Below are 20,746 nucleotides of genomic sequence, written 5' to 3'. Positions count from 1 at the left end.
ATGCCGCGATGACCGGAGAGACGAGCACCACCGAGAACAGGTCGCCTCGCGGCGACCTGTACTCGATGCTGTTCGCGGGCCCGCCGTCGACGACGGAGGTCGTCTCCGCGGGTCGGCTCACCCGCGTCGGGGCTCGTCCGCCGCTCGGGGTGTACCTGGGGCAGCTGTGGAACCGTCGGCACTTCCTGTGGGCCGAGGCCCGCGCGAAGGTGACGAGCGGGACGCGCGAGAACCTGCTCGGCACCGTGTGGCTCGTGCTCAAGCCCGTGCTCGACGGGCTGACGTACTTCCTCATCTTCGGCCTGCTGCTGAAGTCGTCGCGCGGCATCGACAACTTCATCGGCTACCTCATCGTCGGGGTGTTCCTCTTCTCGTTCACGACGAAGGCCGTGACGGGCGGGGCCAACTCCATCAGGAACGGCCGCAACCTCATCCGGGCGTTCTCCTTCCCCCGCGCCTCCCTGCCCATCTCGGTGATCCTGCGCGGGATGCTCGACATGATCCCGGTGCTCGGTGCCATGGTGGTGCTGCTCGCCGTCATGCCCCCCGCCGAGGTGTTCACCTGGCGCGTCGTGCTCGTGCCCGGCGTCCTCGCGCTCCAGGTGCTGTTCACCACCGGCCTGGCACTGCTGCTCGCGCGGTGCGTCGCCGTCGTGCCCGACCTCAACCAGCTCATCAGCTTCGGCATGCGGCTGTGGCTCTATGGCTCCGCGGTGTTCTTCTCCTACGACCAGTTCATCGACCACCCGACGGCGCTCGCCCTCATGGAGGCGAACCCGATGTTCATGGTGCTGAGCATGGTCCGCGACTGCCTGCTCTACGGCGTGACGCCGGCGCTGTCGTCGTGGCTCGGGCTGGGCGCCTGGGCCGTCGGGACGCTCGTCGTGGGGTTCCTCTTCTTCTACCACGGGGAGGAGTCCTATGGCCGAGCTTGACCCCTTCGCGTCCGCCACCGTCGCGGTCCAGGACGTGCACGTGCGCTACCGCGTCCCGTCCACGGACGCGGCCGAGCGTCGGCGCTCGAACCGGCTCGTCCGGGCCGCCAAGACCGTGCTCGGCCAGCAGCCCATGGTGCTCGTGCGGGCGCTCTCCGGGATCTCCTTCGTCGCGCGCTCGGGCGAGCAGATCGGCCTCGTCGGCCAGAACGGCTCCGGCAAGAGCACGCTCCTGCGGATCATCGCCGGGCTCGAGCGGCCCGCGCGCGGGCGGGTGCTCGCCGAGAGCACGCCCGTCCTCATCGGGGTCAACGCCGCCCTCGTGCCCGACCTCTCGGGAGAGCAGAACGTCCGGCTCGGCTGCCTCGCCATGGGGCTCACCCCCGAGCAGACGGAGAAGGCGATTCCCGACGTCGTCGAGCTCGCCGGCCTCGGCAAGTCGATCTACCTCCCGATGAAGACGTACTCCTCGGGCATGGGTGCACGTCTGCGGTTCGCGATCGCGACCGCCGCCAACCCCCACATCATGCTCATCGACGAGGCCCTCGCCACCGGCGACGCCGCGTTCAAGGAACGCAGCGAGGCCCGCATGAACCGGCTGCGGGAGAACGCCGGCACGGTGTTCCTCGTGAGTCACGCGGCGCAGACCATCGAAGAGACGTGCACGCGCGCGATCTGGCTCAACTACGGCCGTCTCGTGCTCGACGGCCCGGCGGAGGACGTCGCGCTGCGCTACCGCAAGTGGGCCTGGGCGATCGCCAAGGAGAAGCCCGACGAGGCGAAGAAGATCATCGAGGACGCCCTCGCGGAGAAGACCGAGACGCACGTGCAGGTGGAGGAGTCCCCTGGACGCAGCTACCGCCCCCGGCACGTCCGGGGACACGGCCGGGACGCGGCCGCAGCAGAGAAGAGAGAAGCATGACCGCTCGCATCATGACCGTCTACGGCACCCGACCGGAGGCGATCAAGGTCGCTCCCGTCATCAAGGCGCTCGAGGAGAGCCCCGACTTCGAGTCGGTGACCGTCGTGACCGGCCAGCACCGCGAGATGCTCGACCAGGTGAACGAGCTCTTCGGCATCGTCCCCGACCACGACCTCGACATCATGAGCCACGGGCAGACGCTGGCGCAGATCTTCGCGCGGGTCATCGAGGGGCTCGACCCGATCCTCGAGAAGGAGAGGCCCACCGCGGTCATCGTCCAGGGCGACACCTCCACCTCGACGGCCGCCGCACTCGCCGCGTTCTACCGGCAGATCCCCGTGGTGCACCTGGAGGCAGGCCTGCGCTCCGGGAACATCCAGTCCCCGTTCCCGGAGGAGGCGAACCGGAAGATCACGACCCAGATCGCCGCCCTCCACCTCGCTCCCACCGAGACCAGCCGGGCGAACCTCCTCGCCGAGGGGGTCGACGACTCGAAGATCGTCGTCACCGGCAACACCGTCATCGATGCGCTGCTCACCACGGTCGGCAAGGAGATCCCCTTCACCGACCCGCGCCTCGAGGACCTCGCGGCGTCGGGGCGGCGCGTCCTCCTCGTGACCACACACCGCCGCGAGAACTGGGGCGGCGCGATGGAAGGCGTAGGGCGAGCGCTGGCACGCATCGCACGGTCGTTCCCCGACGTGGAGATCGTCCTCCCGGCACACCGCAACCCCGTCGTGCGGGAGGCCGTCCTCCCCCAGCTCGAGGGCATCGAGAACGTCACCGTGACCGAGCCGCTGCCCTACGGCGAGTTCGCGCGTCTGATGGCCGCGAGCATCCTCATCCTCTCGGACTCCGGCGGCGTCCAGGAAGAAGCCCCCAGCCTCGGCAAGCCGGTGCTGGTCATGCGCGAGAACACGGAGCGCCCTGAGGCGGTCGAGGCTCGGACGGTACGCCTCGTCGGGACAGACGAAGCCCGGATCGTCGACGAGGTCACCGCACTGCTCACCGACGATGACCGCTACGGCGCCATGGCACGCGCGAGAAACCCGTACGGCGACGGCGACGCGGCCGAGAAGACGCTCGCCGCGCTTCGCGACTTTCCGCTGTGAGCAGCGGCGTGACGACAAGAGACACGCCCATGCACTCCCACGGCGAGCCGGACCTCAGGCAGTGGGGCGTCCACGTCGAGGACTGGGACGAGGACGAGTTCATCACTGGCAATCCCGCCGACGGGATCCACCGGTTGCACGTCGCCGACAATGGAGTCGTGGACGTGCTGCTCCGTGGTTCACCGCTCGGCGTCTCCAGCACGGTCGCTCGAGTGCCCGTGTTCTTCGCCGGGGCGGTGACGAACCGCGCGAACCGGCCGGGCCCCTTTTTCTCCGGCCACACCATCTCTGCCTCGCAGGGCCTCCCTGCGATCCTCATCGCCGACCCCACCATCACGGACCACCCTGAGCTCTCACTCGGGTGGTACCTGGGGTGCGACCGGTTCGACGCGCTGGGAGCGATCGCCCGTCTGCTCAGGAGGCTCGCCGCACGGTACGGGTGCCGCTTCCTGCTCGTGGGCGGTTCCGGCGGAGGCTACGCGGCCCTGGCGATCGCGGAGAGGCTCGAGGGGTGCGCCAGCGTCCTGTGCTGGAACCCCCAGACCGATGTCCTCGAGTACAACCCGCGAGACGTAACCCGGTACGTCGAGTCCGCATTCGACCGTGAGAGTGGAACCGTCGACCTCGCCGAGGCACGAGATCTCCTGCGGACGGCCGACAAGCAGACGGTCGTCGGTCGAGCCGACGTCGCCCGGGACATCCTGTACCTGCAGAACTCCGGCGACTGGCACGTCGGCAAGCACGTGGCGCCGTTCGTCGATCGATTGGGCCTCTCGCTCGATGGTGGCAGGGCATACCACCCGGACGGGAGCACGGTGGTCGGGTTCGGCTCCTGGGGCGAAGGTCACGCCGTCCCGCCGCGTGACGTGATCCTGCGTGCACTGACACTGATGGCACTGGGATCGACGCCGTTCGAGTGCCTCGAGCAGCTGCAGAGAGACCATCCCGCACATTTCCCTGAGCTTCCCAGTGCGGAGGATCACGTGCCCCAGTACTTCTGGGAGCGCACGCACAGCGCGATCCGGATCTCGGCGAAGGGCCCGCACCCCCCGGGAATGACCTTCGCGTACTACGCGATGGACGGTACGCGACGTGCGAAGGTGCGCTGGTACGAGTCCGACGCCGACTTCGTCTTCGATCCTCGCGAGCTGGGCGGGGTGGACAGCGTGGCGTGCTTCGTTCGAGATCTCGCCGGCAGCCAGCGATCCACCGTCGTCACGCTGATCGACCCCGAGCAGGGCGCCACGGATCGCGACGACGTCCCCGCGTCACGACCCACCCTCTAGAAGGTCGTCGTCCCCGTCCCCGCACGATCGGCGATGTCTCGCTGACCCGGGCCGGGGACCCGCCGAGGCTGCTGCAGCACGCGGGGCCTCGCTCCTTCGCTCATCGAGCGTCCGGCCGCGGTCCGGCGCGACCGGGTCATCAGTCCTGCCGCAACCCGGGTCCTGGCACCGCGGCAAAGGGAGGTGGCGCCAGCAGCGCATCGATGGCCAGGATGCGCATCGCCAGCTGATAGCCACGGCGCGCCGAGGCGTCGAAGAGCGCATCCATCCGGCGCTGCAGGGCGGCGGCAAGCTCTTCGGACAAGCCGATCTCCTCGACGCGTTGCAGCGCGCGCGTCGCCTGCAGGTGAATCCTCCCGGCCATCTCCGCCCAGACCAGACTCTGCGGCCCCTGGCGACGACGTGACGTGTGCACATGACGACGCCGCGTGGCGTCCGACCACGCTTCGGTCGACGCAGACTCCTGGATGTTGAGCACGATCCGCTCCGGGCCGCTCCGGAGCTCCCGCTGCACCCGTCCGAAGGGGTAGCCCCCGCCGAACGGCACATCCACGAGCGCGGGGTGAAGTCGGGCGAGCACGTCGAAGATGACGCGATTGCTGGATCGCTCGCCATGGTCGAGGCTGCGCGCCGCAGCGAACAAGTTGCTGGACAACAGCGGATACCACACCGCGCGCTCGTGGACGAGGGTGAAACCGCGCATGCCACAGTGCGACCTATTTCGATGGCGCAGGTAGTGGTCCTCCACCATGTCCTCCAGCGTCTCTCCAGCACCTCTCTCGAGGTCGGCCGCGAGATCGTCGGCGACAGCATCCAGGTAGGCGTGCGAGCGCCACTCGGGCTGCGACGCCGCCGACACCAGGCGGGTGGCGAGCTCGGCAGCCGTGGCGGACGTCTGGATGTGGTCCTGGACGACCTCCGTCCAGAAACCACGGAACAGCTCGCCGCAGGCTCCCCCGACGCCCAGCTCTGTTCTGTTCGCCCCGAGCGGGCTGTGAGAGGCCGCGCCGAAGCGGTGATACTCCCCGGCGTAGTAGCTGAGCCAGAAGTCGGTGTTCCACTCGAGCGTGACGGGCCGGAGCACGCTCTCGTCGTGCCCGGTGTAGAACCGCCCTCCGACGAGGTCGACCAACGTCGACGCGATCCGCACGTCGGGGCTCGACTCGGCGCCGAGCGTGTTGAACGAGACGCGGTCCTTCCATCCCGTAGACCCGAGGAGCGCCCCCAGCACGAGACGACTGTCCTTGCCCGCGGTGACGTCGACGACCGTCTGCTCGACAGACTCGCAGGTGACGGCAGCGCGGACCGAGGAGACGATCTGCTCGACGCCGAGTTCCAGCGAGGTGCCGTAGGAGTCGCTGCTCGTCAGCAACCCGGCATCGGGGTGCTGTCGGCGGACCAGCTGCCCCGCACTCACCAGCAACGTGTCGGTCGCTTCGGAGGGGCGCACGCCCTCCACGGCTGTACGGCTCAGCGCATTCTGCTGCGCGAAGAAGCCGTGCTCGCTGAACAACGAAGCCGTCACGTAGACCCAGTCAGGCTTGGGCGGACGCCCCAGGGCAGCCAACAGGATCGAGACCATGTGCGCGCGGTTGCTGACGATGGCGACGCCGTCCCAGGCGTACTCGAAGACGGTCCCGAAGCCGAAGACGTCGGTCTGCACCGTGGCCTCGCCGTCGCGGATAACGAAGCGGCTGTACTGGCCCTGGTCAGGGCTGAGCGCTTCGATCTGCTCCGGGCGCGCCGGAGCCCGCGCCATGAAGAGACCGTCGTTGAGCATGCCGAGCCCGGACACGCCACAGGCACCGCCGGGCCACCGGTGCACGCGCGCCGGCGCAGAGGAAGCCAGCCACAGGCCGTCCTTCGCATCCCCTACCGGCTCGAGATACAACGTTCCATCGGTGAAGGGCTCCGGTGCCAGGAGACCGGCCCGGTGCGGAGCCAAGGAGATCACGGCGAAATCGAGCATCGGGGCCGCGAGCGGGACGAACGGCACCGTACGATGGCCCGCCTGTGCCTCAAGAGCGCGCAAGGTACCCCTCCGCTCTCGTGAAGGCGGAAGCGAGCGCCGATTCGAACTGCTCCCTCGAGGCCGGGACGTGCCCGGGACCGAGGTCCACGGGCACGATGCGCACTCGACGATCGACAGACTCCCCGCCCTCCGGCGACAGGCCGAACACCGCTGCGAACGGGGCGCAATGTTCCGCGACGTGGTGATGATCGTGACGGTTGATGACGTAGTCGACGAGATTCTCGGTACCAGCGCGATACCTCTCCACGGCCGATACCCGCCGGAGAACGGTCGGGTCTGACTCTACGTCCGTCGAGCCGAACACCACCCGCGCGGCACTGGCCCAGTCCTGCGTCTCATATCGCGACAGGACCGTCTGCGGGGCGAAGACGACGGCGATCGACCTCGGCATTCGCGCAGCGAGCTGGAGAGCGGCGAATCCGCCGCCGCTCCCGCCGGTGATGGCGGTCGATCGCGCCCCTGACACGGCGGCGACCTTCTCCACCACCTGCTGGATGACGTCCACCAGGTCGTGCTCCGCTGTCCCCAGGAACCAGCCAAGACTCAGCTCCGGGTCCATCGTGAGCGTGGGGTCGGAGAAGAGCACGAAGGACCACGGGCTGTCCTTTCGAGACGCCATCCGCTCGAAGTAGGGGTACTCCGTGGTGCCGCGATCGGCCGCTCCGTGAAAACCTACGGTCAGGCGCTCGCTCGTCCTGATCCCCGCGGCCGCCCACAGCGTCAGACTGTCGGCCACGACGGGGTACAGAGCAACGAGTCCGGGGATCGGGTTGAAGGCAGCAACCGACGACGTCTCAGCGATCGGCAGCTGATAGCGCGAGTGCCAACCCTCGATCCAAAGGGTCTCGCCGCTTCGGGAGGCCGTGCGCTCGGCCCGATACTCTGCGAGCTCAGCGGTCCTCACTTCCAGGACCGCCGTACTGCTGGCCGCTCGACCACTTACGTAGAACCGGACCGCATCGACGTCGCCCGTGGAGTCGATCGCGGCGTCGGGAGCCTTCAGCACCGCCCGCGGGACAGCGACACGGATCCACGTTCCCTGCTCGACGGGCGCGAGAAGGATCCGATAGTACGCGCCCTCGATCATGTACCCGAGACCAACGTAAGACACGTCAGCCCACCCAGAGAGACGAAACTCTGCGACGAGCACGTCTCCGGTCGCGTGCTCCGGCCGGACGTCGAAGACGAACCGGCGGTCCTCACCGGACCGGGCGTGGAAGGTCGCAAGGACGTCGAGGTCCGCCGACGACGAGGAGCCGAGGCTCCTGACGAGCGCCGATCGTAGATGATCGTAGAACGCGTCCTGATAGTGGAACGGTGACCTCCCCCACTTGTGGTCGCTCGCCGCTACACCGGCGTCCTTGGCACTGAACGAGACAAACTGGTCCGCGGAGATGTCCTCGCTCATCCTGCTGTAAAGGCGGTCCAAGAACTCGTTGGCCCGCCGGATGCGGTCGGGTGCGTAAATGGCCGGGAACTCTGATCCGTCGTCGAGCGTCGTGGCCCACTTCGCGGCGTTGACACGCAGGTGCGCGCGCCGACCGCGCGCGTCGAGCATGGCCAACAGGCGCACCCACCCCTGCTCCCACAGGACGTAGAACTCATCGGAGCCGGAGGGGATCGTCCGTGAGACGGGCACGTGCGCGGCTCGCGAGAGCTCGGCGGAGAGCGTGCAGACCGCACCGCTCACCGGATGGACCGCGAGGTCGAATCGTTCGTCGATGGGGTCGTAGACGACGAGGTCCGAGGTGTCCTCCGCGAGGTAGCTCGCGAGGCTCTTTCCTAGGTCTTGCTCGACCATGCGCCGTTGAAACGCCGATTCGATGCCCGTGAGGTCGACCCCCGCATACTCCACATCCGACATCGCGCTCGCGAGCCCCGAACGGGCGTAGTACGCGCTCAGCTCCCATCGTCGGTCCGAACTGAGATCGAAAGCATCCCTCGTCACGCAGCTGCCGATGATGGTGAGGCGGACGGCTCTCTGGTTCATCACGATGCCCCTGCAATCAGCCCGAGACCTCGGGGAACGACGGAGTTGACGCGCTGGATCGAGCCGCGCTCGATCCGCATCCGCGCGCTGGGACGAAGCACGGACTCGGGAGGCCGCTCCACTATCGCGCTCCGGTCTTGCCGATGAGGTTCAGCTCGGACTGCAGCACCAGCGACTTGTCGACCTGGGATCTCACCCGTTCCGCGGCACCGCGGGAGAGCCGCATGAAAAGACCCGGGTCGCGCGCCAGCCGGAGCAGTGCCGCCGCCAACGACTCTGCGCTCTCCGGATCGCACAGCATGCCCGACTCCGAGTCGACGAACTCCGGTACTGCGGCAACGCGTGACGTCACAGGTACCAGCCCAGACGACATCGCCTCGTCCCGAGACACTCCTTGGGCGTCCATGCGGGTCGGGACCAGGAAGACGCCGTACTGCCGGTGCATCCGCGCGATCTCGTCGTGCGACAGGAAGCGTCGCTCCACCCGCACGTTCGCAAGACCTCGTATCGGCTCCAGGGTCGCGTCGAACAAGGGGCCGTCACCCACGAAGCAGAAGTGCATGTTCTCGAACTCAGGCTCTCCTCGGAGGAGGTCGACCGCCGCGACGCTCAGGTCGTTCGCGTACTTGGGGGAGGCGAACGGCCGGATCGACAACACCTTGAGCCGCGCGTCCTCCTCCTTCTGCGTGAAGGCGAAGAGGTCCGTGTCGACGGGATTGTGCACGATGCTGTAGCGCGATGAACGGAGCGTCACGCCGACGTCCTCCATCACCTCGTCCGCGAAGTACTGCGACACGAAGACGAAGTGGACGTCGACCGCGGTGTCCTCGAAGACCTCGCGCCAGAACGCGATGCGCGCCTCCGACGCACGCTTCGCCGCATCGAGCTCGTGGTCGCTCTGGTAGTTGTACGACCTACGCCACCATGGCTGCACCTCAGCGCCGTGTAACCACACGACGACGCGTCGGCCCCGGTGGTGCGTGCGAACGGACTTCCACATGGCGGAGTCCAGGAAGTGGATGAGGATCACGTTGTCAGCACGCGAGCGCAAGGCCATGTCGAGGACCTCGGGGGAACCGACCGCGACGTCGACGCCCTCGTGCTCGTAAGTCCGATAGGTCTGCCCGGGTTGCACCGCTAGGACGTCGACACCGACACCGGCGCGGGCGTACGCCAGCACGCGTGAGTGCACGAACCCGTTCCGATAGCGGTCGTCTCTCGACGGGTACACATTCGTCAGCAGAAGGGCGTCGCCCCGCAGCGGCATGAAGGCCGGGGCTTCCGACCGGTGGTCGAACTCCACGCTTCGCAGCTGGGCCGTACCCTCACCCGCCACCCGGAGCGCGACCCGCAGCGTCCGCGCGCCGACGGGCGGCGTGCTGACGGCGTTCTGATTCGCGAAGTGGACCGACGAGCCGATCCTCTTCTCGGCCGCGTCGTAGTAGATCACCGCGATCTGCACGTTGAGCCCAGGCGTGCACTCTACGTACAGCTTCAGCTGGTCACCCTGAACGAGCGTCGCAGTCTCGTGCTCCGACCGAGAGAACAGATAGTCGTGCGTGCCGACCTCGAGTGTCGACTCGATCACCACGCTCGAGCCCTCGGCATCGGTGCGTACGGCGGAACGCCGGAACCCTCCGAACCCCGAGACGATGTCCTCCTCGGCGTCGACACCTCGTGACCGCGCCTCGGACTGCGCCCCCAGTGCTTCGGCCGCCGCGTAGAGCTCTGTCATCGACAGCCCTTCGTCGCTCGGCGAGGCTTCGACCGCATCCGAGACGTCCGCGCCGCGCGCGCCACGGCAGTAGCCGAACGGCTCGACGGCGAGCCCGTCCGCGACGAAGTCCCACCCCTCGACCAGGTCGGCGAACCCCATCTGATCGCTGAGTGCCGCCGTACTCACGACAGCCGCACGAAGAGCGCCTGGTCCGACGATTCGGTAGCGAGCGCCGGGCCTCTCGACGACCTCGTCGGCGACGAGCTCGAACCCGCCGTCGATACCAACCGCCTCCGCGGCGGTGTATCGATGCGCGAGAGTCAGGTCGCGGAGCAGGTGAGGACCGTGGTAGTCGCCGGGTCGCCACACCGTGACGTAGTCGAAGCGTCGTCGAAGACGGCCGATGCTCTCCGGCGCACCCGTGCGCGTACTCGCGTGCTCCTCGACGGCGCCGGGGCGAAATGGCTGCAGGTCGCTGCCCCTCCACAGGAACGCCGTCGCGTGCACGCCCTGCTGCGCGACCAGGTCCGCCGCGAGGCTCTCCGGCTCGTCTGCTCCGCGTGCATCGACGAGGACCGCCACGCTCGGCGCGTACGCCTCGAAGCGGTCACCGGTGATCCTGGAACGTAGGTAGGAGAACCTGTCTGCATAGGTGTGCTCGCCCAGGACCTTGCGCAGCGCGGCGTGGCGCTTCTTGCGGACGTCCAGCTCGCTGAGGCGATCGATCAGCTCTCTCGCGCTGCCCCCGTCGTCCACGGCGACCGTGAGGTCGCCGAACAACGTCCGTACGCCGCGCGAGTAGTTTCCCAGGACGAGCGTCCCTGAACCCATGAGCTCGAAGACGCGTCGAGCGAACATAGTCGTCGACTGCTTCACGGAATTCATGTTCAGACCGAAGCGATACCTCTTGTAGGCATCGGGGACGTCGCCCGGGGCGAGCGTGCCGCGGATGTGCTCGGCGTAGCGGTCCGGGAACCGGTAGTCCTCGAGGTCCGAGCCGAAGTTCCGGTCATAGATGTCGATGGCGTAGGCGGGCGCGAGCTCGTCGACCATCGACTCGAAATCTTGGTTCCGTTCGGGATACCTGCGGTAGAACGCCCCGGCGAACATGATGGCCGCCTGCCGCTCGACGGTGGCGACCGGGTTGTGGATCGCGGGCTGGCAGGCGAAAGGCATCAACCACACGCGGTCGTGCCCGACGGCGTGCTTGTAGGCGGGGATCGAGTCGATGTCCGTTGTGAAGATGTGATCGAAGCGCGACGCGACGTTGAGGAACGTCGAGAAGTGAACAGGGTCTTCCTTGTTCCAGAACACGGTCGGCGTGCCGTGGGTACGGCACCACTCCAGTATCCCGGCGAGCTCCCGCGGCATGTGCCCGACCTGGTTCTCCCACACGTTGTCGATCCCGCGCCACGCGGACTCGACGAAGAGGAGGTGGGGCTGCCCGCTCTCCAGCTCCTCGCGCCAGCGGTCAGGCGTCAGATGGATGGCCTCGCACTCCGGCTCGAGAGACATCCGAGTGAAGTCGTCGACGATCATGGCGACACGCGGTCGCGAGCCGCTTCTCAGCGCTCTGAGGGCGGAATTCCGAGGGAGAGCGACGTCACCGGCGTCGGGAGCTGCCTCAGCGAGCCGCGATGCTGCACGAACGGCCTCCAGCCGCTCACGGTGTGCCTCCGCGTGGCGTTGCACCTTCGCGACCGCCCGCGCAGAGTCGTCCGAGTCGCCCCGGTCCCGCAGGATCCGCAGGATCGCGACTGGCAGACCGAGGAGCGCACCGGGGCCGCGCGCGGCGTTCCGGGTGGCCCGAGCCATCTTCACCGGCCGGCTCGACCTCAGCTTCGCGAGCGCCTTCTCTGCTCTCAGCAGCTCCGAGACGACCTCACTCTCGTACTGGCGTCGTACGCGGAGCTCTTCCTCGGCACACTGCAGAGCCTGCTCGAGCTCCGCAGCCCTCCGCTTGAGCTTCTTCTCGACCTGCATCGCCCGCCGGTACTTTTCGTTGGCCGTGCGGAGCTTCGTACGAAGTCGGCGGAGCTCGGGCTCGAGCTCCGTGTCCTCGCTGCGAATCACCTCCAGACCCCCTTGGTATCGACGACGATCTTCTCCCGCAGACGAAGCGGCTTGCGGTCCGCCTGCTTGAACTCGGTGTGGTCGACGAGCACCAGGACGATGTCGGCGTCGTCGACGGCGCTGTTGAGGTTCGTCAGCCGGACGTCAGGTCGGTCCGCGAGGACGCGCGGCAGCTCAAGGATGTGCGGTTCGACCGCGTAGATCGTCGCGCCCTCGATCTCGTCGGCCAGGCGGGTCGTGATCGCGAGCGCGGGCGACTCGCGGAGGTCGTCGATGTCCGGCTTGAAGGCCAGGCCGAGCACCGCGATGCGCGGCGCCTTGAACCTGTCGGCGTGCGCCTTGACCCGGGAGATCACGTACTCGGGCTTGGCGTCGTTGACCTCGCGCGCCGTCCGGATGAGCTGGGCGCGGTCAGGCACAGCGTCGACGATGAACCAGGGGTCGACGGCGATGCAGTGCCCGCCCACGCCCGGGCCGGGCTGAAGGATGTTCACGCGCGGGTGGTGGTTGGCGAGGCGGATCAGCTCCCACACGTCGATGCCGAGGTCGGCGGAGATGAGGGAGAGCTCGTTGGCGAACGCGATGTTGACGTCGCGGTACGAGTTCTCCACGAGCTTCGCCATCTCGGCGGTGACCGCGTCGGTGAGCAGGATCTCGCCCTGGCAGAAGACCTGGTAGAGCTCCTTGGCCCGCTCGGCGGCGTCTGCCGTCAGACCACCGACGATGCGGTCGTTCGTGACGAGCTCGATCATGACCCGGCCCGGGAGCACGCGCTCGGGGCAGTGCGCCACGTGGATGCGCGCGCGTCCCTCGGAACCGTCGAGCGACAGGTCGGGGCGCGCGGCGAGGATCCACTCCGCCATCTGCTGCGTCGCCTGGGGAGGGGACGTCGACTCGAGGATCACGAGGGCCTCGGCGGACAGGTGCGGCGCGATCGCCTCGGCGGCGGCCTGGATGTAGGAGAGGTCCGGCCTGTGCCCGTCGGTGAACGGGGTCGGCACGGCGACGATGAAGACGTCGGCCGGCTCGGGCTTCGTCGTCGCACGCAGCGTGCCCTGGGTGACGGCGCCGGCGACGTAGGTCGCGAGGTCGGGCTCCACGAAGGGCACGTCGCCTCGGTTCACCGCCTCGACGGTGCGTTCGTTGATGTCGACCCCGATGACCTCCACGCCGTTCGACGCGAGGATCGCTGCGGTCGGGAGCCCGATGTACCCGAGGCCGACGACGCACACGCTGGTGCTGCTCATGTTTCCCCTTAGATCAGGGCGTGCCGGTCGGCACGCCCGTAGAACTGGACCTCACCGCTCGCGAGCAGCTCGGCGTCGGACACGTCCCACGTGTGTGCCGCGCCCGCGCGCACCTGGACGAAGTTGTACCGGTCTGCGGAGAAGACCCGCGCCCCGGCGTCGATCGCCGACCGGAGGAACCCGGTGTCCTCGCCCCGGCCGACGGACGCGAACGGCACCCGCTCGGCGAGACCGCGGGTCGCGACGATCGTCGGGCCCATGACGAAGTCCGTGTACCGGTGCTCCCGCTCGGCGAAGCGCAGCAGCGTCGCGTCGAGCGACGCCACGTACAGGTAGTGGGCCTGCTTGCCCACCACGTCGGCGTCGGAGTAGGCCAGGGCGTCGAGTTGGTCGGACAGGTAGTGCTCGCCGTACAGGTCGTCGTCGTCCATCTTCGCGACGACGTCGCCGTCCGACGCCGCGACGAGGCGGTTGAGGCACTCCCCCAGCGGCACGTCCTCACCTGCCGTGAGGAGGACGAGGTCCTCGACCCCGGCCTCCTTGGCGCGCAGCCGCACGTCCGCCTCGTCCACGGCGAACCCGTGCGTGAGGAGCGCGAGCTGCACGTCCACGTCGCGCTGCGCGCCGACGGTCCTCAGCACGTGGTCGAGCTGGCCCGGGCGGTTGGTCGAGACCAGCGCGGACACGCTCGGGCGGGCGACCGTTCCCGAGTCGGCCAGCCCGACGTCGTGCAGCACGCGCTGGACCCGCGCCCCGTACGTGTGCTCGCGCCAGATCCGCCGCTGCCCCCGGTGCGTGGCGCGGTCGCGCAGCTCGCGCGAGCGGACGAGCGCACGGATCGTCTGCGCCGCCTCGGCGCGCTCCGCGACGACGAACACCTCGTCGGGCGGGAAGAACTCGCGGATGGCCGCGCTCGGCGTCGTCACCACGGGCGTGCCGCACGCCGTGATCTCGAAGACACGGCGAGCGCACATGCTCGGCGAGTCGACGACCGAGTTCACGTTGAGGAACACCTTGTACTCGCGGTACGCGGTGAGCATCCGGTCGTAGTCGAGCGACCCGACGACGCGCGACCCGAACGGCTCCGGGAACTGGTACCGCTCGTCCCCGCCCTGGAATCGGGAGAAGATCTCGAGACCGTGCTCCATGCGCGGCGAGACGTCGACGGCCGCGCCCAGCAGCAGGTCCATCTGCGCCCGACGCTCCGGGTACTTGTGCGCGAAGTACATGCCGCCGAACGCGACGTCACCGGACGGCCCGTCTCCGTGCGCACGCACCGGGTTGTGGATCGCGGGCTGCGCCCCGAAGGCGAGCACGCCCACGCGGTCGTGGCCCAGCCGCTCGCGGTACGCGTCGATCCGCCCGACGTCGGTCGTGTACACGTGGTCGAACAGCGCCGCCGCGTCGAGGAAGTCCTCGAAGTGCGCGGGGTCCTCCTTGTTCCAGAAGACCGTGGGCACGCCGACCTCGCGGCACGCGGCGACGAGCTCGGCGAACGCGGGGCGGGGGGCCGAGGTCCCCGTGAGGTGGTACTGCCAGGCGCCCCCGTTCCCGTTCCACGCGGACTCGACGAACAGCAGGTCCAGCCCGGGGCGGCCGTCGCGGTCGCGGTCGAGCTCGTCGCGCCACGACGTCGGGGTGAGGGCGACCTGGTCCCACTCGAACCCGAAGGCGAGCCGGGAGAAGTCGTCGAGGATCACCCCGACCCGCAGACCGGGGCGGGCGGTCGCGCGCTGCGAGACCGTCCAGGGCTCGAAGGTCACCCCGTGGTCAGAGCGGATCGCCCCCGAGGAGCCCGCGGGACGCGGCACGCCACGACGGCGGAGATACGTACGGAACTGGGACAAACCACCCCGGCGAAGGTGCCAGAGGGCTCTGCGTGCGTCATCGAGGCGAGAGCCCCCCCGTGCGTCCATGCCACCATCTCGTCCGGCGTCAACCGGAGCTCACGTCGCGCCCCGGCCGCGCACATGGTACCGCTGTGCCGGTACCCCGGGAACACCGGTCCGGGCGCCGGTCACGGCACGTACGCGACGACGACCTCGCCCTCGCCACGCACGACGACGGCCCCCGTGCCGTGCGGGACGAACACGGACTCCCCCCGCACGAGCCGCGTCCCGGCCCCGGCGTCCGCGCTGGACGCGGCCGCGAGCGTCACCGCGCCGTCGAGGCACAGCACGACGCGCGGACCGGTGGCGGGCAGCGGCACCGCGCCCGTGACCCGGCCGGCCCGGAGCGCGAACTCCGCGACGGGCGGGCGGTAGGCGACGAGGCCGGTGCCGTCGTCGACGAGCCGCGGTCGCGCGGCCGGACCGGGCGTGCACGTGGCGCACTCGAGCAGGGCGTCGACGTCGACGAGCTTGCTCGTCAGCCCGGCCCGCAGGACGTTGTCGGAGCTCGCCATGATCTCGACGGCGCACCCGGACAGGTACGCGTGCACGTGCCCCGAGGGGACGAACATCGACTCCCCGGGCTCCAGGGTGACGCGGTTGAGCATGAGGGACACGACGGCGCCCGGGTCGCCCGGGTGCTGCTCCGCGAGCGCGAGGACGGTCGCGTCGGCGCGGCGCGACGTGCGTCGGCCGCCTGGCGCGGGCACCGCCGGCTCACGTTCGGCCCGGGCCCGCACGGACGCGACGGTCAGCGCGAGGTCGGCCGCGACGTCGGGCTCCGCGCGGGCGTGGAGCGCGAGGGTGAACGCCTCACGGACGCCCGCCTCGGTGGGGTGGGCGCGCAGGGTGTCGCGCATCCGTCCGGCGAGCGCACCGTCGAGCCCGTCGAGCAGCTCGAGGATGCGCGCGGGCCGGCGGAACCCGGAGAGGCCCTCGAAGCGGGAGACCGCCACGACCATCTCGGGCTTGTGCTGGTCGTCGTGGAAGCTGCGCAGCGGCGAGTCGCGCGCCACGCCCTCCCGGTTCTCGCGGTTGAACCCCTCACGGGCGCGGTGCGGGTGCGGGTGGACCTGGAGCGAGAGCGCGCGCTCGGCCGCGAGCACCTTGAGGAGGTACGGCAGCCGGGGCCCGTACTGGTCGAGCACGCGCTGGCCCAGCACCCCCGCCGGGTCCGCGCGCACCAGGTCCGCGAGCGTCGTGCCCGTCGCCGTCGCCGCGCCCGGGTCCGCCGTCCCGCCCGGGTGGGCGGCGCCGTCGGGCACGACGCGCGACGGCGCGAGCGGGTGCGCCCCCATCCACAGCTCGGCCGCCGGACGACCGTCCGGTGCCACCCCCAGGAGGTCCTGGATCGCCGACGTCGAGCCCCAGTCGTACCGCTGGACGGTGTTCTCCAGGCGGTAGAACGCGGGCGGACGAGCGCCGGGGAGGGCGTCGTCCACCGACGCCTCCCCCGACCGCTCGTCCGCCGCGCTCGTCATGGGCCGAGCCTAGAGGCCCAGGGCGTCCCGGATGGGGCCGAGGAGGAAGTACACGACGAACATCGCCGCCGCGACCCACATCAGCGGGTGGATCGCCCGGACCTTGCCGAGCGCGAGCTTGATGAGCACGAAGGCGAGGAAGCCCGCCCCGATGCCGTCCGCGATCGAGTACGTGAACGGCATGACGATGATCGTGAGGAAGGCGGGGATGCCGATCTCGACGTTCTTCCAGGAGATGCCGGCGATCTGCGTCATCATGAGGAACCCGACGAAGACGAGCGCGGGCGCCGCGGCCTCGTAGGGGACGAGCGCGACGAGCGGCGACAGGAACGTCGCGAGCAGGAACGCGACACCCGTGACGACCGACGCGAGGCCCGTGCGGGCGCCCTCGCCGGCGCCCGTCGTCGACTCGACGAAGCTCGTGTTCGACGACACGGACCCGGCACCACCGGCCGCCGCGGCGATCGAGTCGACGACGAGGATCGCGCGCGAGCGCGGCGGGACGCCCTCGGCGTCGTTGAGGCGCGCCTCGGCGCCGACGGCGACCATCGTGCCCATCGAGTCGAAGAAGTCGGCGAGCAGGAGCGAGAACACCAGCAGGATCACGGTGACGGTCGCGATGTTCTGGAACGAGCCCAGGAGCGAGAACTGGCCGAGGAGGCCGAAGTCCGGGACCTGCACGACGCCGTCGAACGTGGGCGCGTTGAGGTTGAAGCCGTCCGGGTTCGAGCCGTCGGGGGCCTTCGCGCCGATGTGGAGCGTGTTCTCCAGCACGACGGCGAGCACGGTCGCCGTGAGGATCGCGACGAGCAGCGCGCCCTTGACCTTGCGCACCCACAGCACGATCGTCAGCACGAGGCCCACGACGAACACGAGGATCGGCCACGTGCCGAGGTTGCCGAGCGCGAGGAGCGTGCCGCTGCCCGCGGTGACGAAGCCCGCGTTGACGAGGCCGATGAGCGCGATGAACAGGCCGATGCCGACGCTGATGGCGGTCTTCAGCTCGAGCGGCACGGCCCGGAAGACGGCCTCGCGGAACCCGGTGAGCACGAGCACGAGGATGATGAGGCCCTCGATGACGACGAGGCCCATCGCGTCCGCCCACGTGACCCCGGGCAGCGACGCGATCGAGTACGCGACCACCGCGTTGAGGCCGAGCCCGGCCGCGAGCCCGAGCGGGAAGTTCGCGAAGACGCCCATGGCGAGCGTCATGACGCCCGCGACGAGCGCGGTGGCCGCGGCGATCTTGCCGAAGTCCGGCTCGGCGCCCCCGCCGAGGAACTGGCCCGTGCCGTCCTGGACGGTCCCGATGATCAGCGGGTTCAGCACGATGATGTAGGCCATCGCGAAGAACGTCACGAGACCGCCGCGGATCTCGGTGCCGATCGTCGAGCCGCGCTCGGTGATCTTGAAGAAGCGGTCGATCGCGCCGCGCGCAGGCACGGGGGCGTGCTCGTCCTCACGGACGGAGGTGGGGGTGGACATGGGGAGAATGCTGCCAGAACCGTGTGACCGCGCGGTAACGCGCCGGACACGGTCGGGCATCGCCCGCCGGGGTCGTCCGTGCACGTCAGGCCGCGCCGACGGCGTCGAGCGCCGTCCGGGGTGTGCTCGACGCCACGTCAGCCGGCCCGGACGTCGCGTCGACGACGTGCTGGCAGGGCGCCCCGTGACCGTGCCCGAGGGACTCGGCCGTCGCGAGGTCGGTGACGCTGCGCGGCGCGCCCGAGGCGAGCTGGACCGCGTGGAGCCCGTCGAGGATCGCGTTCGCCCGCTCCCCGACAGGGCCCGCGGGGACGCCGTGCACGACCCGGGCCGGATGCAGGAGGTCGACGACGGCGTGGCCCGGCCGGTGCTCGTCGGGCACCCAGGCGACCGTGGCCGGGACGCCGTCCGCGGCGAGGCACGCGGCGAGCATCTCGGCGGTGCCTGCGGGGACGCGGGCGCGCCCGACGACGAGGTCGCCCGGGCCGAGGTGCGGGGCGAGGCCGTCGAGCGCGTCCCGCAGCGTCGCGACGCGCGCGGCACCGCCGGCGTCGGGCGTGGCCCCGGCGCCGACGCAGAGCAGGTGCACGCGCGCACCGGCGACGGCCGTGCGGTCGGTCGTCGGGCGCAGGCGCCCGCTCACGAGGCCGAGCGCGAGGAGCCGGGGCAGCCGTGGCTCAGCGGTCCTCGGCCCGGAGCGGAGCGCGGCGAGCGCGCGCGGGTCCGGGTCGAGGAGCACGACCTCGTGCCCGGCGGCGGCGAGGCAGGCCGCGTGCAGGACGCCGCGGCGACCGCCTCCCGAGACCGAGACCCGCACGACGCACCTCCTCCTGCCCGCCCCGACGTCCCGGCGGGCCTCAGTAGGCCCCGGAGCCGGAGAACACCGCGCGCGCCGTGCGTGCGAGGATGAGGAAGTCGCCGAACATCGTCCAGTTCTCCACGTAGTACACGTCGAGGCGGACGCTCTCCTCCCACGACAGGTCCGACCGGCCGCCGACCTGCCACAGACCCGTGAGGCCGGGCTTGACCAGGAGCCGACGGCGGACCTTCTTCTCGTACTTCTGCACCTCGCGCGGCAGCGGGGGCCGCGGGCCGACGAGGCTCATGTCGCCGCGCAGGACGTTGAAGAGCTGCGGCAGCTCGTCGAGCGAGTAGCGGCGCAGCACCCGGCCGACGGGCGTCACGCGCGGGTCGTCGCGCATCTTGAACAGGAGGCCGGAGCCGTCGTTCTGCTCCTCGAGGTGCTCGACCTCGCGGTCGGCGCCCACGCGCATCGAGCGGAACTTGTACATCGAGAACGTGCGGCCGTTGCGCCCGACGCGCTCCTGGCGGAAGAGGACGGGCCCGCGGCTCGTGAGCCGGACGGCGAGGGCGACCGCGACGAGCACGGGCAGGGCGGCGAGCGTGATGAGCGCCGCGCCCGTCCAGTCCACGACCGACTTCACGGCGAACTTGGGCCCCGTGAAGCGGGGCGCGTCCACGTGCAGGAGCGCGACGCTCTCGGCAGGCGTGATGGTGATGCGGGGGCCCGCGACGTCGGCGAGCTCCGCCGTGAGCATGAGGTCGACGCCGAACGGCTCGAGCTCCCAGCCCAGGCGGCGCACGACCTCGGCCGTGATGGCGTCCGAGCCGGAGACCGCGACGACGTCCGCGCCCACCCGGGTCGCGACCTCGCCCGCGTGCCGGAGCTCGCCGAGCACCGGGACGCCGTGGATCTCCTCGCCCGCCCCGAACCCGCCCGACGGGACGCACACGCCGACGACGCGGTAGCCCGACTCGTCGCGGGAGTTGAGGTCACGGATGAGGCGCTCGGCCTGGTCCCGGTGCCCGATCGCGAGCACCGCGGACCGCATGCCGCCGTGGGCGCGCTGACGGTGGAGCCACTGGCGCCACGCGTACCGGCCCGCGAGCAGCCCGCCGAGGCCGAGGGGGAACGCGAACGCGAGGTAGCCCCGGGTCTCCGGGAAGCGGAGCAGGAAGGCGAGGACGGCGAGCACCGCGAAGAGGCGCCACGACGCGTCGAACACGCGGTGGTACTCGGTAGGCCCGCTGCCCATGACGCGGGGGTCGCGCGTCCGGCTGGCCACGAGGGACACGGACCAGGCGACGCCCACGAGCACGGACAGGACGACGTAGGGCACGCGGGCCCGGCTCACGGGCTCGTCGATCACGGCGTCCCAGCGCAGGAAGTAGGCGACCAGCACGGCCACGACGATCACCACCGTGTCGGTGACGAGCAGCCGGCGGCGGTAGGCGACCTCCCAGCCCTGCGCGGCGAACGCGGCCCGGGCGGCGCGGATGCGCGCCGCGGGCGACGCGGTGAGAAGGGTGCGCAGACCTCGTCTCGTGTCGTCGGTGACGCTGTGGGACATGCGTCCACCTCCGGTCGGCTCCACACCCTGCATGGCGACTCATCCTAGGTTCGAGAATGTGCGATAACGAGGGTTGACGAGGGCTTTCACCCGGGTGAGAAGGCGTTCCGGACGACGGCTGTCCGGAAGGTCCTGAGCCGCAGGATCCTGCGGTTGGCGCACCGCTCGCAGGCCTCGGAGGAATTCACTGGACAGGTGTCCAGGT

General features: G+C 70.1%; 13 protein-coding genes. 4 read left to right on the top strand and 9 right to left on the bottom strand.

Going from position 1 to position 20,746, the window contains the following annotated elements; translation table 11 throughout:
- The first annotated feature begins 8 nt into the window (after nt 1–8).
- From B8281_RS07660 to B8281_RS07645, 4 genes are read left to right on the top strand one after another with little or no spacing between them, the layout of a single operon-like run.
- Nucleotides 9–935, top strand: a complete 927-nt coding sequence (locus B8281_RS07660) for an ABC transporter permease (RefSeq protein WP_085387397.1) — start codon at nt 9–11, stop codon at nt 933–935.
- A complete protein-coding gene (locus B8281_RS07655; protein WP_051876538.1) occupies nt 922–1,857 on the top strand; it encodes an ABC transporter ATP-binding protein in 936 nt (311 codons plus the stop codon). The genes B8281_RS07660 and B8281_RS07655 overlap by 14 nt, the downstream gene beginning before the upstream one ends.
- Complete coding sequence (gene wecB, locus B8281_RS07650) at nt 1,854–2,969, top strand: non-hydrolyzing UDP-N-acetylglucosamine 2-epimerase (protein ID WP_232322714.1); 1,116 nt, start codon at nt 1,854–1,856, stop codon at nt 2,967–2,969. Before B8281_RS07655 ends, wecB begins: the two co-directional genes overlap by 4 nt.
- Nucleotides 2,970–2,998: 29 nt before the next feature.
- Nucleotides 2,999–4,255 (top strand): hypothetical protein, encoded by a 1,257-nt coding sequence (locus B8281_RS07645; RefSeq protein ID WP_034651830.1) that lies wholly within the window; start codon nt 2,999–3,001, stop codon nt 4,253–4,255.
- 139 nt (nt 4,256–4,394) lie between these two features.
- Here B8281_RS07645 and B8281_RS07640 read toward each other — a convergent pair whose 3' ends face one another.
- The 9 genes from B8281_RS07640 to B8281_RS07600 all read right to left on the bottom strand — a co-directional run bounded on the left by B8281_RS07640 (nt 4,395) and on the right by B8281_RS07600 (nt 20,541).
- Nucleotides 4,395–6,251, bottom strand: a complete 1,857-nt coding sequence (locus tag B8281_RS07640; protein WP_085387395.1) for a hypothetical protein — start codon at nt 6,249–6,251, stop codon at nt 4,395–4,397.
- Nucleotides 6,252–6,273: 22 nt separating this feature from the next.
- The gene (locus B8281_RS07635; RefSeq protein WP_085387394.1) at nt 6,274–8,277 is read right to left on the bottom strand and encodes a DUF6270 domain-containing protein; all 2,004 of its coding nucleotides are present in this window, start codon (nt 8,275–8,277) and stop codon (nt 6,274–6,276) included.
- Between the two features lie 121 nt (nt 8,278–8,398).
- On the bottom strand, nt 8,399–12,067 hold the full coding sequence (locus B8281_RS07630) for a glycosyltransferase (RefSeq protein ID WP_085387393.1): 3,669 nt from the start codon (nt 12,065–12,067) through the stop codon (nt 8,399–8,401).
- A complete protein-coding gene (gene wecC, locus B8281_RS07625) occupies nt 12,064–13,314 on the bottom strand; it encodes a UDP-N-acetyl-D-mannosamine dehydrogenase (protein WP_085387392.1) in 1,251 nt (416 codons plus the stop codon). Before wecC ends, B8281_RS07630 begins: the two co-directional genes overlap by 4 nt.
- A gap of 8 nt (nt 13,315–13,322) precedes the next feature.
- Nucleotides 13,323–15,230 carry a glycosyltransferase gene (locus tag B8281_RS07620; protein WP_085387391.1) on the bottom strand — a complete coding sequence of 636 codons (1,908 nt, stop codon included), beginning with the start codon at nt 15,228–15,230 and terminating at the stop codon, nt 13,323–13,325.
- A 101-nt stretch (nt 15,231–15,331) separates the two neighbouring features.
- On the bottom strand, nt 15,332–16,684 hold the full coding sequence (gene manA, locus B8281_RS07615; protein WP_085387390.1) for a mannose-6-phosphate isomerase, class I: 1,353 nt from the start codon (nt 16,682–16,684) through the stop codon (nt 15,332–15,334).
- 9 nt (nt 16,685–16,693) lie between these two features.
- Nucleotides 16,694–18,169 carry an NCS2 family permease gene (locus tag B8281_RS07610; protein WP_034651820.1) on the bottom strand — a complete coding sequence of 492 codons (1,476 nt, stop codon included), beginning with the start codon at nt 18,167–18,169 and terminating at the stop codon, nt 16,694–16,696.
- 85 nt (nt 18,170–18,254) lie between these two features.
- Nucleotides 18,255–18,986 carry a hypothetical protein gene (locus tag B8281_RS07605; protein ID WP_085387389.1) on the bottom strand — a complete coding sequence of 244 codons (732 nt, stop codon included), beginning with the start codon at nt 18,984–18,986 and terminating at the stop codon, nt 18,255–18,257.
- A gap of 40 nt (nt 18,987–19,026) precedes the next feature.
- Nucleotides 19,027–20,541, bottom strand: a complete 1,515-nt coding sequence (locus B8281_RS07600; RefSeq protein WP_051028379.1) for a sugar transferase — start codon at nt 20,539–20,541, stop codon at nt 19,027–19,029.
- Between the last annotated feature and the right edge of the window lie 205 nt (nt 20,542–20,746).

The sequence above is a fragment of the Cellulosimicrobium sp. TH-20 genome, from assembly GCF_002105775.1.
GTDB classification, from domain to species: domain Bacteria; phylum Actinomycetota; class Actinomycetes; order Actinomycetales; family Cellulomonadaceae; genus Cellulosimicrobium; species Cellulosimicrobium funkei.
The sequence above is the reverse complement of the archived record's forward strand: the minus strand, read 5'-3'. Positions and strand labels throughout refer to the sequence as shown.